The organism is Bradyrhizobium sp. 153 (assembly GCF_023073835.1).
Lineage (GTDB): Bacteria > Pseudomonadota > Alphaproteobacteria > Rhizobiales > Xanthobacteraceae > Bradyrhizobium.
Window position 1 is genome coordinate 88,711 of record NZ_JADPKH010000082.1, and the last position, 16,127, is coordinate 104,837.

At 65.1% G+C, this 16,127-nt stretch carries 12 protein-coding genes; 2 read left to right on the forward strand and 10 right to left on the reverse strand.

Annotated elements, in window-relative coordinates:
• Positions 1-48: 48 nt before the first annotated feature.
• Positions 49-996, forward strand: a complete 948-nt coding sequence (locus tag IVA91_RS19675; RefSeq protein WP_247459089.1) for a threonine/serine dehydratase — start codon at positions 49-51, stop codon at positions 994-996.
• A gap of 183 nt (positions 997-1,179) precedes the next feature.
• Here IVA91_RS19675 and IVA91_RS19680 read toward each other — a convergent pair whose 3' ends face one another.
• From IVA91_RS19680 to IVA91_RS19725, 10 genes are all read right to left on the reverse strand, one after another.
• Entirely contained in the window at positions 1,180-1,773 is a 594-nt protein-coding gene (locus IVA91_RS19680) for a GNAT family N-acetyltransferase (RefSeq protein ID WP_247277860.1), read from the reverse strand.
• Entirely contained in the window at positions 1,770-4,217 is a 2,448-nt protein-coding gene (locus tag IVA91_RS19685; RefSeq protein ID WP_247277861.1) for a penicillin acylase family protein, read from the reverse strand. The genes IVA91_RS19680 and IVA91_RS19685 overlap by 4 nt, the downstream gene beginning before the upstream one ends.
• Before the next feature lie 53 nt (positions 4,218-4,270).
• Positions 4,271-5,776 (reverse strand): glycerol kinase GlpK, encoded by a 1,506-nt coding sequence (glpK, locus tag IVA91_RS19690; protein WP_247277862.1) that lies wholly within the window; start codon positions 5,774-5,776, stop codon positions 4,271-4,273.
• 313 nt (positions 5,777-6,089) lie between these two features.
• Positions 6,090-6,482, reverse strand: a complete 393-nt coding sequence (locus tag IVA91_RS19695; protein WP_247277863.1) for an endonuclease domain-containing protein — start codon at positions 6,480-6,482, stop codon at positions 6,090-6,092.
• A 110-nt stretch (positions 6,483-6,592) separates the two neighbouring features.
• Positions 6,593-7,366, reverse strand: coding sequence for an SDR family oxidoreductase (locus tag IVA91_RS19700; protein ID WP_247277864.1), 774 nt, complete (start codon positions 7,364-7,366; stop codon positions 6,593-6,595).
• A gap of 146 nt (positions 7,367-7,512) precedes the next feature.
• On the reverse strand, positions 7,513-8,655 hold the full coding sequence (gene pimD, locus IVA91_RS19705) for a pimeloyl-CoA dehydrogenase small subunit (RefSeq protein WP_247459090.1): 1,143 nt from the start codon (positions 8,653-8,655) through the stop codon (positions 7,513-7,515).
• 132 nt (positions 8,656-8,787) lie between these two features.
• The gene (pimC, locus tag IVA91_RS19710) at positions 8,788-9,978 is read right to left on the reverse strand and encodes a pimeloyl-CoA dehydrogenase large subunit (RefSeq protein WP_247277866.1); all 1,191 of its coding nucleotides are present in this window, start codon (positions 9,976-9,978) and stop codon (positions 8,788-8,790) included.
• A gap of 52 nt (positions 9,979-10,030) precedes the next feature.
• Complete coding sequence (locus IVA91_RS19715) at positions 10,031-11,218, reverse strand: acetyl-CoA C-acyltransferase (protein ID WP_247277867.1); 1,188 nt, start codon at positions 11,216-11,218, stop codon at positions 10,031-10,033.
• A complete protein-coding gene (pimA, locus tag IVA91_RS19720) occupies positions 11,215-12,897 on the reverse strand; it encodes a dicarboxylate--CoA ligase PimA (protein WP_247277868.1) in 1,683 nt (560 codons plus the stop codon). The genes IVA91_RS19715 and pimA overlap by 4 nt, the downstream gene beginning before the upstream one ends.
• Positions 12,898-13,022: 125 nt before the next feature.
• Complete coding sequence (locus IVA91_RS19725; RefSeq protein ID WP_247277869.1) at positions 13,023-15,119, reverse strand: 3-hydroxyacyl-CoA dehydrogenase NAD-binding domain-containing protein; 2,097 nt, start codon at positions 15,117-15,119, stop codon at positions 13,023-13,025.
• A gap of 128 nt (positions 15,120-15,247) precedes the next feature.
• Between IVA91_RS19725 and IVA91_RS19730 the strand changes: the two genes are divergently transcribed.
• Positions 15,248-16,114: an IclR family transcriptional regulator gene (locus tag IVA91_RS19730; RefSeq protein ID WP_247277870.1), complete on the forward strand. Its 867-nt coding sequence runs from the start codon at positions 15,248-15,250 to the stop codon at positions 16,112-16,114.
• Positions 16,115-16,127: the final 13 nt, after the last annotated feature.

A 16,127-nucleotide genomic window follows, 5' to 3' on the forward strand; every position in this document is an offset into this window, starting at 1 on the left:
ATTACCTAATGGATGTCAACGCTCCCTTGCGCTATTCTGGACGGTATCATGACAAAGACCATGGACATCACGCGGGAGCGGATTGCGGCGACCGAGGCGGTCATCCGCCCGCATATCAGGCGCACGCCGCTTCTAAAGGCCGATCTCGCCGATTTCGACCTGCCGGCCGCGCCCGTCACGTTCAAGCTCGAAATGCTGCAGCATTCCGGATCGTTCAAGGCGCGCGGCGCCTTCGCCAATCTGTTGCTGCGCCAGGTGCCGCAGGCGGGTGTCGTCGCCGCATCCGGCGGCAATCACGGCGCGGCGGTCGCCTATGCGGCGCAGCAGCTCGGCATTCCCGCCACGATCTTCGTGCCTGACATCACCTCGCCGGCCAAGGCCGAGCGGATCAGGGGGTACGGCGCCAAGCTGATGATCGCGGGCAGCCGCTACGCCGATGCGCTCGTCGCGAGCGAGGCGCATGTCGCGCAGACCGGCGCGGTGGCCGTCCACGCCTACGACCAGGCGGAAACCCTGCTCGGACAGGGCAGCGTCGGACTGGAGTTGGAGCAGGACGCACCCGACATCGACACGCTGCTGGTGGCGGTCGGCGGCGGCGGGCTGATCGGCGGCATTGCGGCCTGGTACGCCGACAGGACGCGCATCGTCGCGGTCGAACCGGAGCAATCGCCAACCCTGCACGCTGCGTTTGAAGCGGGCGCTCCGGTCGATGCGCCGGCCGGCGGCATCGCCGCCGACAGCCTTGCGCCGCGGCGCGTCGGCGAATTGATGTTTCCGGTGGCGCGGGCTCATGTGGAGCGCGTCATCCTCGTCAGCGACGATGCGATCCGCAAAGCCCAGGCCGCGCTGTGGTCGCACTTGCGCCTCGTGGCCGAGCCCGGCGGCGCGGCCGCCTTTGCCGCGTTGCTCTCCGGCCGCTACCGTCCCTCAGCAGGCGAGCGCATCGCGGTTCTGGTCTGCGGCGCCAACACCACGGCGGTAAAGTTCGACGGCTGAGTGGGAATGATGAGGGGACCACGTGGACTGCCGCGCGTTGCCCTGGGAATTGGAAGAGCGATGACGGCGGCCACACGCCGTCATTGCGAGCGCAGCGAAGCAATCCAGAATCTCTCTGCGGAGACAGTCTGGATTGCTTCGTCGCAAGAGCTCCTCGCAATGACGGCGGGGAGACAGCCGCGATTAATCAATGATCGGCACATGCCTCGCCGCCGTGCGCGACACCGTACCATCGAGACGCGGATCGTCCGCCACCTCGATCTGGCGGCGGAAGGCGCGAAAGCCGGACCGCTGGTAGAAGGCAACGGCCGATGGATGGTCGAACGTGCAGGTGTGCACCCAGACGCGGCGGACGTCGCGTGACCACGCAAGCTCCAGCGCGCGGTTCATCAGGAAGCGGGCGGCGCCGGTGCCGATTAGCCTAGCGGTGACGCCGAAATAGGTCAGCTCGCACTGGCCGGGCTCGCGGAAGCCGAGCTCGAGCAGGCCTTCGTCGCTTCCGTCCGCGACCAGGGCGTAGACCTCGATGCCAGGCGCGTGGATGATCGCAGCGAGCTCTGCATCGGTCATGCGGGCTCGTGAGAACCACAACCACTCCTCGCCGACACGGCGGAAGAGGTCGCGGTACCAGGCAAGCGCGGGGGTATCGACCTTGCGCAGGGTCCACGCGCCAGGGGGATCGTCGCGGCGCTCCGGAGGTGCGGTCATCTCCAAATGCGTGACAACCGCCGCGATCTTGCCGGCGGGCACGTCGGAATAGCCGTCCGATATCATCATCGCGGCGTCAGGGTGATGGCTTCTGCGGTAGCGGCTTCGACCGCGGGTTGGCTGTAGAGCAGCGGCACATATTGTCCGGTCGCCCAGAGCGGGGCGAGGTCGCGGTAGTGGCCGCTGAACGGATCGCCGGATTGCCCCGGCGTGTTGATGGTGCGGCTCGCGTCCCAATTGCCGACGTCGAGCACCATCCGAAACGAGGCGCCTGAGATGAGCTGGTAGTCCGAGCGGCGATAGGTGGCGGCGCGCGGAACGTTGGCTGCGCCGCCGAAGGCGAGCGGGCCCACCGACATTTGCGCTGCGGTCGCCTTGTCGGCAAGCGGGATCAGCGCGTGGTCGAACTTGGCAACATGCAGGCGGCCCCAGCGCCAGGTCGATGCATCGTCCCCGAGCTTGCCGGCGACGTCGGCAACCGCAGCGCCCAAGCTCTCGCGCAGGATCTGGTCGCGTGCGGCAGCGGGATCGGCGCCGAGCGCGGCATCAGGGGACTCGAGATAGGCGACGATCGCCGAAATGCTGGATGCCTCGGGCGCAATCAAGCCCACCGCCTTGGGCGCCGTGGTCTTCAGCAGCGTGGGGCCGAGATGATTGGCGATCCAGACCTCGAACAATGCGGCGGCGGCACTGTCGGCGGCATCGCGCGCGTCCCATGGCCTCAACAGCTCGAGACCCTTCTTCACATTGGCATCGTCCGAAGTCAGAGGCTGCAGCAGCTTGACGAGGCGCCGCCCCAGCATCGCGGTATCGTCGTTCTGCAAATCCATGGCGTCGGCGAGTGTCACTTTGCTGTTGGCCTGGAGCACCTCGACGATGCGCTGCCAGCGGGCGCTGTCGGCCCATTCGAAGCCGACCTTGCGTTCGCTGATGGGGTAATCAGGCGGAAGGTTCATCTGGTTGGCCGTGGCCAGAAAGCCCTGCTTGGGCTGATAGGCTTTTGGCAGATCGTCGAGCGACAGAAAGCCCTGCCAGTCATAGCGGCCATCGCCCGGCACCGGCATCAGACCGTCATAGTTGACGCGGCGCGGAGTCTTGCCTGCGGCAACCCAGCCGATATTGCCGCGCGTATCGGCATAGACCTGGTTCTCCGAGGGCGCGCCCCAGCGCCGCATCGCCGCGAGAAAGCCGTTCCAGTCCTTCGCGGTCATGTAGTCGGACGAGCCGAAATAGGCGGAAGTGCCGGGCTCGAACCAGATCGAGCGCACCGCGAAGGCGCGCTTGTTGCCCTCGTCGACATGAATCACCGGACCGTGCCGGGTGAACTTCAGCTCGATTTCGCGATCGCCCTCGCCTTTCACCTGCTCGGTCTCGTGGACGATGCGCATGTCCTCCCAACCATTGCCGTAACGGTACTGATTGGGATTTTGCGGATTGAGCTCATAGACGTAGAGGTCTTCCTGGTCGACATTGAAGATGGTGAGGCCAAAGGCGATGGTGCCGTTATGGCCGATCGAAATGCCGGGCAGCGCCGGCTCACCGGCGCCGATCACGGAAAGGCCGGGCGCGTTCAGCCCGACGATATAGCGCAGCGACGGCACGCTGTGCTCGCGATGCGGATCGTTGGCGAGAATCGGGCGTCCGGTCGCGGTGCGCGAAGGCGCGATCACCCAATTGTTAGAGCCGATGGTGTCGCGCTGTTGATCGGCCGCGTCCAGATAGGTGTCGGGATCATGCGCGAGCGCGGCCTGTCGCTCTTTCGGCTGCGGAAAGGCGACCGGGCGCGTCGCAAGGTCATAGGCCGCGAGCACCGCCTTCGGGACGCTACAGGGATCGAGGCCATCGGGGACTTTCGTCGTCCAGGCCGGCTCGAGCTTGACGCGAAACCGATCGGCCTCGAGGCCCGCCGCGCAGGCAACCAGGGAGCGCTTGACCTCCGAAGCGATATTGCGGGTGAGCCCATGGCTGCGAATACGGACGACGTCGTCCGCGGTCCAGGGATCCGGCCTGGTGCCGGCGATCCTGAACTCGATCGGCAGCGGCCGCTTGCCATCGCGAACATCCGCGACATAGGCATTGATGCCGGCAACGAACGCTTCCGCGTAGGTCTTCGCCTTGGGGCCATAGGACGCCCACTCCGCGTTCATGTCGCCGCGATAGAGGAACAGCCGCAGCGCCTTATCCTGCTCCGCATAGGCCGGGCCGAAATCCCTGGCGAGCAGCCCGAGCCCGCGCTTGCGCCAGAGATCGATCTGCCAGAGCCGGTCGCGCGCGGCGTTGAAACCCTGCAGAAAGAACAGGTCGTGCTCGTTACCGGCATAGATGTGCGGAATGCCCCAGACGTCGACCAGGATCCTGGCGGGCGCATTGAGGCCGGCGACATCGGTCTTGACTTGGCGCGCGTTCGAGAGCGGGTTCTCCTTTTCGCGTGCGGTTGCGCCGGAAGCGAGCAGCACGCTGCAGACCGCCGCGGTGCACAGCGCCCGCATGACCCGGTTGATATCCGTGTTCATTGTCGTTTCTCCCGTTGTTGTTATTTGAGCGAGCGACGTGAATCCGCTTACGCTTACCCCTCCCCCTCGTCGCTCGCCAGCACGCCCTTCACCGCTCTTGCCCATCCGGCCAGCTTTCGCTCGCGCGTCGTCTGGCTCATGTTCGGCTTGAAGCGGTGCTCGAGGCGCCAGTTGTCGGCGAATTTTGTCGGCTCGGGATAGACGCCCGCCTGGAGGCCGGCGAGGTAGGCAGCCCCGAGGGCCGTGGTCTCCTGGATCACGGGGCGGTCAACCGGGGCGTCGAGGAGATCGGCGAGGCGCTGCATGGTCCAGTCGGAGGCGGTCATGCCGCCATCGACGCGGAGCACGACGCTCGCCGTTTCCGAGCTCGGCCAGTCCGCGCGCATCGCGGCCCAGAGATCGAAGGTCTGATAGCAGACGCTTTCCAGCGCGGCGTGGGCGAGCTCGGCAGGGCCGGTGTTGCGGGTGAGGCCGAACAAGGCGCCACGGACGCGCGGATTCCAATAGGGGGCGCCCATGCCGACGAAGGCAGGGACGAGATAGACGCTCTGCATGGAATCCGACTGATCGGCGAGCGGGCCGGTTTCGGCGGCATGCTTGATGAGCCCTATACCATCGCGCAGCCATTGCACCGCCGAGCCTGCCACGAAGATCGAGCCTTCCAGCGCGTAGGTGCGCTTGCCGTCGAGCTGATAGGCGACGGTGGTGAGCAGCTTGTTCTTCGACACCACAGGCGTGGTGCCGGTGTTGAGCAGCGCAAAGCAGCCGGTGCCGTAGGTCGACTTCATCATGCCCGGGCGGAAGCAGGCCTGACCGATGGTCGCGGCCTGCTGGTCGCCGGCGATGCCTGATATCGCAATGGGCCCGCCGAACAGGTCGGGCGTGCTCTCGCCGAAGCGGGCGGAAGAGTCCTTGACCTCGGGCAGCATCGAGCGCGGCACGCCGATGATCTCCAAGAGCTCGTCGTCCCACTGGCCGGTGTGGATGTTGAACAGCAGCGTGCGCGAGGCATTGGTGGCGTCGGTGGCATGCACCTTGCCGCCGGTGAGGCGCCAGAGCAGATAGCAATCGATGGTGCCGAACATCAGCTCGCCGCGCGCGGCGCGCGCCCGCGCGCCGGGAACGTGGTCGAGGATCCAGGCCACCTTGGTGCCGGAGAAATAGGGATCGATGATCAGGCCGGTCTTCTGCGAGATCACGGGCTCGCGGCCGTCGGCTTTCAGCTTGGCGCAGATGTCTGCGGTGCGGCGGTCCTGCCAGACGATGGCGCGGTGCACGGCCTGCCCGGTGGCGCGGTCCCACACCACGGTGGTCTCGCGCTGGTTGGTGATGCCGATCGCGGCGATGTCCTTTGCATTGATGCCGGCCTGCGCGATCGCCTCGCGGCACACCATCACCGTCGAAGTCCAGATGTCCTCCGGCTCATGCTCGACCCATCCCGAGGCCGGGAAATGCTGCGGAAACTCGGCCTGCGCCTTCGCCGCGATCGAAATGTCGCTGCGAAACACGATGGCGCGCGAAGAGGTGGTGCCCTGGTCGATGGCGAGGACGAAAGACATGGCGGCTACCTCAGCGTTTTCTTGGCGTTTCCCTGGAAGGGATCATTGTGTCGCGGCAAGAAAACGGGATTGCCGGCAAGAGGTCAAGATTGGTCTCCGCTTACCCTCCCCTGGAGGGGCCCTGGAGGGGGAGGGTCGATCGCGCGAAGCGCGAGCGGGGTGGGGTGAAGCCGCAACGGCGGTCTCACATTCCTTTCAGAAAGGATCTTTTACACGCGTTCCGAAGCACCGCGTTCGCGGATGGTCTGCCACCCCACCCCGCCGCGCATTGCATGCGCAGCGACCCTCCAGGGGAGGGTCAGAGAAGGCGCGACTATGAGCGGCGATGTTTCAGTGGTTGTGTCTCCGTCTCGCGCGATCCGTACAGCTCGATGTAGATGCGTTCGCGCACGGCCATCAGATCGCTGGCGATCTCCGAATTCCAGAAGCGGACGACGCGGTAGCCCTCGCGCTCGAGCCAGCGTTGGCGATCGAGGTCGCATGCGGCCACCTCCTCTTGGCTATGGTGTCCGCCGTCCAGTTCGATGATGAGGCGCTTGGCTGGGCAGAAGAAATCGACGACGTAGGGGCCGATCGGCGCTTGGCGGCGGAAGTGCGAGCCGTGCATCGGGAGGTCTTTGAGGACGCGCCACAGCATCCGCTCGTGCAGCGTGGTGTTGGCTCTCAGTTTCTTCGCGGCGGCGCGTCGGATCGATGTTGAGACCATTTGTGTGGCTTCATCCCACCCCGCTGCGCATTGCATGCGCAGCGACCCTCCCCCTCCAGGGGAGGGTAAGAGAAGCCGCGCCTCGATGCAACTGAACGTAGTTTCGCCGGCTACACCGCTGCCGTGGTGACGCCGCCGTCGATGACGATGGTCTGGCCGGTCATGAAGCTCGATGCGTCGGAGGCGAGGTAGGCGACGGCACCGGCGATTTCGTCGGGTTCGCCGATGCGGCGGAGCGGCGTGGTGGCGGTGCGGCGCTTCAGATTGGCTTCGTCTTCCCAGAGCGCGCGGGCGAAATCGGTCTTGACGAGTCCGGGCGCGATGCAGTTGACGCGAACGCCTTTGGGGCCCCATTCGCCGGCGAGCGAGCGGCACAGCGCGAAGTCGGCGGCTTTCGAGATGCCGTAGGCGCCGATCACGGTGGAGCCGCGCAAGCCGCCGATCGAGGAGATGATGATGACGGAGCCATTGCCGCGCTCGGCCATCTCAGGGATCGCGAGCGCGGAGAGCCAGATGTTGCTCTTGACGTTCGAGCCCATGATCTTGTCGAAGGCTTCGTCGGTGATGTCGAGCAGCGGGCCGTAATAGGGGTTCACTGCGGCGTTGCAGACGAGGATGTCGACCTTGCCGTAGTGCTTCGTTGCGCCCGAGATCAGCGCCTCGACCTCGTTCTTGCGCGCGATGTTGCAGGGAATGACGATGGCATCGCCGCCGGCGGCAATGATGCCATCGGCGACCTCCTTGCAGGCATCCGCCTTGCGCGAGGAGACCACGACCTTGGCTCCTAATTTTGCCAGCAGCTCGGCGGAGGAGCGGCCGATGCCGCGGCTGGAGCCGGTGACGACGGCGACCTTGCCGGTGAGATCGAACGGGGTGTTTTTCATTTGTTGGGCTCCGCTATGGCCGCATACTCAGTGTCATCGCCCGCGAAGGCGGGCGATCCAGTATTCCAGAGACGGCGCGGCTGGAATCGAGAAGCCGCGGTGGACTGGGCCCCTCGCCTTCGCGGGGGACGACAGGCGTCGTATGACTAGATCAATCCGCCCGTCTCCGCGACACGGCGCTGGTGGTAGTCGGTGTCGCCAAAGGTATTCTCGATCATGGTGAGGCGCTTGAAATAGTGGCCGATCTTCGCCTCCATGGTCATGCCGATGCCGCCGTGGAGCTGGATCGACTGCTGGCCGACGAATTTGGCCGACTTGCCGATCTGCACCTTGGCCGCGGCGATCGCATTGCTGCGCTCCCTGGCGTCCTCGAAATCACCGGCCATGGTCGCGAACATCGACATCGAGCGCGCCTGCTCGGCAGCGACGAACATGTCGGAGGCGCGGTGCTGGAGCGACTGGAACGAGCCGATCGGAACGCCAAACTGCTTTCGCGTCTTGATGTACTCGACCGTGGTCTTGAGCGACTCGTCCATCAAGCCGACCGCCTCGGCGCAGAGTGCGATGCGCGCCTCGTCGACGACGCGCTCGATCAGCGCGAGCGAATCCTCGGGGTTGCCGAGCACGGCGTCCGCGCCGATTTCGACGCCGGTAAAGGTGACGTCGGCAGCATGCAGGCCGTCCTGGGTCGGATAGCCCTTCTTAGCTACGCCTTTTGCATTGGCGGGGACCAGGAACACGCCGATGCCCTTATGATCGCGGCGCTCGCCCCTGGTGCGCGCGGTGACGATCAGGGTATCGGCGTTCTCGCCGTTGAGCACGACGAACTTCTCGCCGTCGATCACCCAACCTTCGCTCTTCTTCTTCGCCGTCGTGGTGACGTCGAACAGATCGTAGCGCGAGTTCTTCTCGAGCTGGGCGAACGCCAGCGTCTTGCTGCCGTCGATGATCCCTGGCACGTGCGCGGCCTTCTGCGCGTCGCTGCCGGCATGGCGCAGGAAGCCGCCGCCGATCACCACCGTGGCGAGATAAGGCTCGAGCACCAGCGCCTTGCCGAGCGCTTCCATCACGATCATGGTCTCGACGCCGCCGCCACCGAAGCCGCCATCGGTCTCTGCGAAGGGCAGGCCGAGCAGGCCCTGCTCGGCGAGCTTGAGCCAGACGGTTTTGCTCCAGCCGCCCTTCTCCTTCATATACTTCTTGCGGCTCTCGAAATCGTAGGAATCGGTCAAGAGGCCGTCGATGCTTTCCTTGAGAAGCCGCTGCTCCTCGGACAGGTCAAAATCCATGTTGCTTGGTTCCTCGTACCCGGAATTAATGCTTCGTCATTCCGGGACACGCGCGGAAGCGCGTGGACCCGGAAATCCAGAGTTTGTGGCGCGAGATTCCGGGTTCGCGCTGACGCGCGCCCCGGAATGACGCTAAAGCCCCAGCACCGCCTTGGCGATGATGTTGCGCTGGATCTCGTTGGAGCCGCCGTAGATCGAGACCTTGCGGTTGTTGAAATAGCTCGGTGCGATCTGGGCGGTCCAGTCCATGGCTTCGTTGGAGCCGTCGTCGCCGTGCACGTCGTAAGGCGCGGCGAACGGACCGATCACTTCCATCAACAGCTCGGTGGTGGTCTGCTGGATCTCGGAGCCCTTGATCTTTAGCACGGACGAAGCCGGATTGGGCTTGCCCTTGCCGTGCTTGCCTTCGTCGGCGACGACGCGAAGCTGGGTCAGCTCCAGCGCCTTCAGCTCGATCTCGCAGGCCGCGAGCTTCTCGCGGAAGGCGGGATCCTGGATGATCGGCTTGCCGCCGGACTCGACCTTCGACGCCAGATCCTTGATGCGGCGGATGCGCTCCTTGGAGACGCCGACGCGGGCAATGCCGGTGCGCTCATTGCCGAGCAGGAATTTGGCGTAGTCCCAGCCCTTGTTCTCCTCGCCGATCAGGTTCTCGTAGGGAACCTCGACGTCGTCGAAGAAGACCTCGTTGACCTCGGCGCCGCCGTCGATGGTCTGGATCGGACGCACGGTGACGCCTTTCGACTTCATCGAGAACACGATGAAGGAGATGCCCATCTGCTTCTTGGCGGCGGGATCGGTGCGGCAGAGGCAGAAGATCATGTCGGCGTGCTGGGCCAGCGTGGTCCAGGTCTTCTGGCCGTTGATGATCCATTTGTCGCCCTTGCGCTCGGCTTTCGTCTTCAGCGAGGCGAGGTCGGAGCCGGAGCCGGGCTCCGAAAATCCCTGGCACCACCAATCGTCGACATTGGCGATGCGCGGCAGGTACTTCTTCTTCTGCTCCTCGTTGCCGAAGGTGTAGATGACCGGGCCGACCATGCTGACGCCGAAGGCGAGCGGCTGCGGCGCTGGATAGGACTGCAGCTCCTCGTTGAAGATGTAGTGCTGCACGCTTGTCCACCCCGTGCCGCCATATTCCTTCGGCCAGTGGCTGACGCCCCAGCCCTTCTTGTTGAGGATGCGCCACCATGTCACCATCTCGTCCTTCGAGAGGTGGCGGCCCTCGACCAGCTTGCGCCGCGTATCCGGCGGCACGTTGTCGCGCAAGAACTGCCGCACTTCCTCGCGAAACGCCTGCTCTTCTTTCGTGAATGCGAGATCCATCGGATCCTCCTGTGAGCTTCGTCATCCTGGCGAAAGCCAGGACGACGGTGAACTATTGCAACACCTCAAAAAGTCCCGCCGCGCCCATGCCGCCGCCGACGCACATGGTGACGACCGCGTACTTCGCCTTGCGGCGGCGGCCTTCGATCAGAGCGTGGCCGGTGAGGCGCGCGCCCGACATGCCGTAGGGATGGCCGACCGAGATCGCGCCGCCATTGACGTTGATCTTGTCGGGGTCGATGCCGAGCTTGTCGCGGCAATACAGCACCTGCACCGCGAAGGCCTCGTTGAGCTCCCACAGGCCGATGTCGTCAACCGTGAGATTGTGACGCTTGAGCAGGCGCGGCACGGCGAAAACCGGGCCGATACCCATCTCGTCCGGCTCGCAGCCGGCGGAGACGAAGCCGCGGAAGATGCCGAGCGGCTTGAGGCCGCGCTTGGCCGCTTCCTTGTCGCTCATGATGACGGAGGCGCTGGCGCCGTCGGAAAGCTGGCTGGCATTGCCGGCGGTGATGGTGAAACCGTCACCGCGCACCGGCTTGAGGCCGGCGAGGCCTTCAGCGGTGGTCTCCGGACGCGGACCTTCGTCCTGCGACAGCGTGACTTCTTTCATCGAGACCGTACCGGTCGCCTTGTCGGTAACCGCCATCTGCGTGGTGATCGGCGCGAGTTCGTCCTTGAACTTGCCGCCCTGCTGCGCGGCCGCGGTGCGGCGCTGGCTCTCCAGCGAATATTCGTCCTGGCGTTCGCGCGAGATGCCGTAGCGCGTGGCGACGACCTCGGCCGTGTCGATCATGGGCATGTAGACCTCGCCCTTGATCTTGAGCAGCGCCGGATCCTGGGCGTGGAAGCCGTTCATCTTGTCGTTCTGCACGAGGCTGATCGACTCGCCGCCGCCGCCGACCGCGATCTCGACGCCGTCGAAGATCACCGAGCGCGCGGCGAGCGCGATCGCCTGCAGGCCCGAAGCGCATTGCCGGTCGATGGTGGTGCCGGCGACGGTGACGGGAAGGCCGGCGCGCAGCAGCGCCTTGCGCGCGATGTTGCCGCCGGTCGCGCCCTGCTGGAGGGCTGCACCCATCACGACGTCCTCGACCTCCTTGGGATCGACCTTGGCGCGGGCGACGGCCTCGCCGATGGCGTGGCCGAGCAGGGTCGCGCCCTCGGTGGCGTTGAGCGCGCCGCGATAGGCCTTGCCGATCGGCGTGCGGGCGGTGGAAACGATAACGGCGTCGGTCAAGAACGACCTCCTGATGCGGTTTTGATGGATTGTGACGATTTCTGCTGCTGGCGCAATTCGTGGCGCGACAATTTTCCGACCGGCGTGCGCGGCAGATCGTCGACGAACTCGACTGCGGCCGGCAATTCATGCTTGCCGAGCTTGCCAGCGAGCTGGGTGCGCAGCTCGTCGAGCGAGAACGGTTTTGCCTCCGGCTTCAGCTTGATAAAGGCCTTGGCGGCCTCGCCACGATAGGGATCGGGAATGCCGAGCACGATCACCTCGTGCACACCGGGGACGGTGTAGATCGCCTGCTCGATCATCTGCGGATAGACGTTGAAGCCGCCGGAGATGATCATGTCCTTCTTGCGATCGACCAGGAAGAAATAGCCGTCCTGATCCATGTAGCCGATGTCGCCGGTGAGGAAACGGCCGTCGACGAAGGCCTCCGCGGACCCCTCCGGCTTGTTCCAATAACCCTTCGTGACGTTCGGGCCCTTGATGCGGATCTCGCCGACCTCGCCCGGCGGCAGCACGCGTCTCGGATCGTCCAGCGCGACCACGTCGAGCTCGATGCCGGGCAGCATCAGACCGATCGAACCGGGCTTGTCGGGGCCAACAGGCGGATGACCGGTGCCGGGCGAGCAGGTCTCGGTCATGCCCCAGCCGCTGCGCAGCTTCTTGCCGACCTTGCGCTCGAAGAAGCTCGCGATCTCCACCGGCAGCGGTGCACCGCCAGAGCCGATGGTGGCAAGCGAGGAGAAGTCGCGCTTGTCGAGGTCGGGCAGCGCCGCAATCGCGATCCACATCGTCGGCACGCCCGGAAAGTACGTCGCGCGCTTGATCTCAATGTCGCGCATCACCGCTTCGACATCGAAGCGCTGATGCAGCGAAATCAGATTGCCGCGGCGAAGCGAGGACAAGAGCACGACGGTGAGGGCATAGATGTGAAACAGCGGCAGCACGCAGATCACGCGCTCGACGACATCGCCGCGCGCGGCGCGCGCCGGCTTGCCCCAGACGTCGTAGATCGACACCGCCGCGGTGAGGTTGCCGTGCGTCAGCATCGCACCCTTGGGCAGGCCGGTCGTGCCGCCGGTATATTGCAGCAGCGCGACGTCATCGGCCGTCACGTTCGGCCACTCGGCCGGCGCGGCCGCGCCTTCGACGAAGGCTTCGAACGTGACGATACGGGGATCATCGGGGATCGCCGCCTGCGGCGTGCCGACCTTGCCCCAATCGTCGTCCTCGCAGACGACGAGGCGATCGATCAGCCCCTTCTCCAGAAATTTCAGCGCGGTCGGCAGCAGCGCGGCAAGGTTGGAGGTGACGAGCAGGCGCGAGCCGGAATCGGCGACCTTGTGGGTCAGCGCGATCTCGCCGTCGAGCGGCGACAGATGCGCGACGCGGGCGCCGGCCTTGAGCGCACCGAAGAAATTGACGGGATGATCGGGCGTGTTGCCGAGGAACAGTGCGACCGAGCTGTTCCTGCCACAGCCGGCGCGCAGGAAGGCCGCGGCGGCACGCTCGGCCATCGCGGCAAGCGCGCTATAAGTGATGGGTCGGTCGCGAAACTCGATCGCGGTGCGCGCGCCGTAATCGGCGGCGGCCTGCGACAGCAGGTCGGGCAGCGTACCCTGGACGATGGTGTCGTCCCAATGCACGCCCTCGGGATAAAACTGTTCGCCGGGATGGGTCATTAAGGTCTCAAGTCCAACAAAGCGTCATTCCGGGCCGATGCGAAGCATCGAACCCGGAATCTTGAGGTTCCGGGTTCGCCCTGCGGGCGCCCCGGAATGACTGAGAATTGGAGCGCGAAGCTCCATCAAGCCGCCTTCGACGCAGCCGCCAGCGACGCGAACGTCTTGCCCTCATCCGCGAGCTTCTTCAGGAGCGGCGCGGGCTCAAGGCTCGGGTCGTTGGTCTCTTTGGCGTAGAACGACAAGCGGTCGGCGATGTGCTTGAGGCCGACGCTGTCGGCCCAGAACATCGGGCCGCCGCGGTAGATCGGCCAGCCATAGCCGTAGAGCCAGACCACGTCGATGTCGGAGGGGCGTACCGCAATGCCCTCTTCGAGGATCTTCGCGCCCTCGTTGATCATCGGATACATCATGCGCTCGAGGATCTCCTCGTCGCTGACGACACGCTTCTTGCGGCCGAGACGGGCCAGTGTCTCGTCGATCAGCTTCTCGACCTCGGGATCGGGCAGCGGCGCGCGGCTGCCGCCTTCATACTTGTAGTAGCCCTTGCCGGTCTTCTGGCCGAAGCGGCCGGCTTCGCAGAGCGCATCCGCGATCTCCGACTTGATGCCGCGATCTTTCCGCGAGCGCCAGCCGATGTCGAGGCCGGCGAGATCGCCCATCGCGAACGGTCCCATCGGCATGCCGAACTTGGTCACGACGGCATCGACCTGCTGCGGCAAAGCGCCTTCGAACAGCAGCTTCTCGGACTGCTTGCCGCGCTGCGCCAGCATGCGGTTGCCGACGAAGCCGTCGCACACGCCGACCACGGCCGGCACCTTTGCGATCTTGCGTGCGATATTGACAGCGGTGACCAGCGCATCGGGCGCGGTCTTCTCGGCGCGCACGATCTCGCACAGCTTCATGACGTTGGCCGGCGAGAAGAAGTGCATCCCGAGAACGTCCTGCGGACGCTTGGTCGACTTCGCGATCTCGTCGATGTTGAGATACGAGGTGTTGGAGGCGAGCACCGCGCCGGGCTTGGCGAACTGGTCGAGCTTGCCGAACACTTCCTTCTTCACCGCCATGGTCTCGAACACGGCCTCGATGACGAGGTCGGCATCGCCGACGTTCTCGATCCCGACCTTGCCGTTGATCAGCGCCATGCGCTTGGCAGGCGCATCGGCCGGGATGCCGCCGCGTGCCGCGGTCGCTTCCCAGTTCTTTTGCATGACGCCCATGCCGCGCTTGAGCTGCTCTTCCCCGGTCTCAATCAGGGTGACGGGAATGCCCGCATTGGCAAACGACATCGCAATGCCGCCGCCCATGGTACCGGCGCCGAGGATGGCGACACGGTTGACCGGGCGCGGCTTGGTGCCTTCAGGGATCCCCGCGATCTTGGCGGCTTCGCGCTCGGCGAAAAAGGCATAGCGCTGCGCCTTGGACTGGTCGCTGGCGACGAGCTTGAGGAAGCCTTCGCGCTCCTTCTTTAGGCCCTCGTCGAACGGCAGGTCGATGGCGTAGCCGACGGCGTCGGCCGCTGCGAACGGCGCTTCCAGGCCGCGCGACTTCTTGGTCATGGCCGCGACCGCATTGGTGAAGATGGAACGATCGGCCTTGGCGGCCGCGAGCTTGGAATCGTCATCGCGCAGGCGCCGCAGCGGACGCTTCTCGGCCAGCAGCTTGCGGACGAAGGCTTCGCCGCCCGACGCCGGGCCCTCGATGATCTCCTCGATCAACCCGTTCTTCAGCGCCTCCGCTGCGCCAATGGGATCGCCGCCGACGATCATCTTGACCGCGAGCTCGGGACCGACCGCGCGCGGCAGGCGCTGGGTGCCGCCCGCGCCCGGCAACAGGCCGAGCTTCACCTCGGGCAGGCCGAGCTTGGCCTCTTTCACCGCGACGCGGTAATGACAGGCGAGCGCGACCTCGAGGCCACCGCCGAGCGCGGTGCCATGGATCGCGGCGACGATCGGCTTCGGCGAGTTCTCGATCTCGGACAGCACGTCGTTGAGGGCGGGCGGCTTCGGCGGCTTGCCGAATTCGGTGATGTCGGCACCCGCAATGAAGGTGCGGCCGGCACAGGTCAGCACGATGCCCTTGATGCCGGGATCGGCGATTGCAGCCTTGACGCACTCCAAAATGCCGCTGCGGACCGCGGCACTCAGCGCATTGACTGGAGGGCTGTCGACCGTGACGATGCCGACTTCGTCATGACGCTCAAGCTTGACCACTTCGCTCACGGTGTCCCTCCTTGGTGGGATTAACTTTGTTCGATTTCGCGGTGCGGAATTTAATTCCGCATCTTGACGGCAGGGTTATTTTGAAGCACGGACGTTGTCAACGACTCCGCGCAAGAAGCAGATCAGGGATGAAGCGTACAGGAAAGAAGACTGCGACCGACCGGAATTTCGTCGTCGCGCTTTCCCGCGGACTGGACGTATTGCGCGCATTCGAACCCAATGACGGCCTTCTCGGCAATCAGGAGATCGCGGCGCGGACAAATCTGCCGAAGCCGACCGTGTCACGCCTGACCTACACCTTGACGAAGCTCGGTTATCTTGCGCCGGTTCCCCGCTTCGAGAAGTACCAGCTCACACCGGCCGCGATGTCGCTTGGCTATGCGGCGCTCGCCAATCTCGGTGTTCGGCATTTGTCCGAACCGTTCCGCGAGGAAGTGATGCGCGCGACCGGCGGCGCGGTCGCCGTCGGCGGCCGCGACCGCCACAGCATGATCTATTTCGGGCAGAGCCGGGGCAGCGAGACCGTCGGCGTTCAACTTGACGTCGGCTCCCGCGTGCCGATTGCAACCAGCGCGATGGGTCGCGCCTATTTCTGGGCGCTCGATGCCGACGATCGCGCAGAACTGTCGCGTCTGCTGCGCGAGCATTACGGCAGCCGCTGGCCGAAGATGCGCGACGGGTTGGAACGCTCCGGCGAGACCGTGGCGAAATATGGCTTTGCGATTTCCGTCGGCGACTGGCACGACGACATCGGTGCCGCCGGCGTCGCGCTCAAGCTCAACGACGGAACCGGACCCTACGCATTCAATTGCGGCGCGCCCGCATTCCGTTTCACGGAAGAGCGTTTGATCAACGACATTGGACCGCGTCTGCTTGCGATGGTAAGGAACATCGAAGCGGCACTCGGGGGTCTGATGCCGCATTCAAAAAAAGACGTCAGCAAAAAGCTGAAATCAGGAGGAAAAGTTGCGCGTGTGGCCGAGGGATTCAGATAGCCTTTGTCATCAC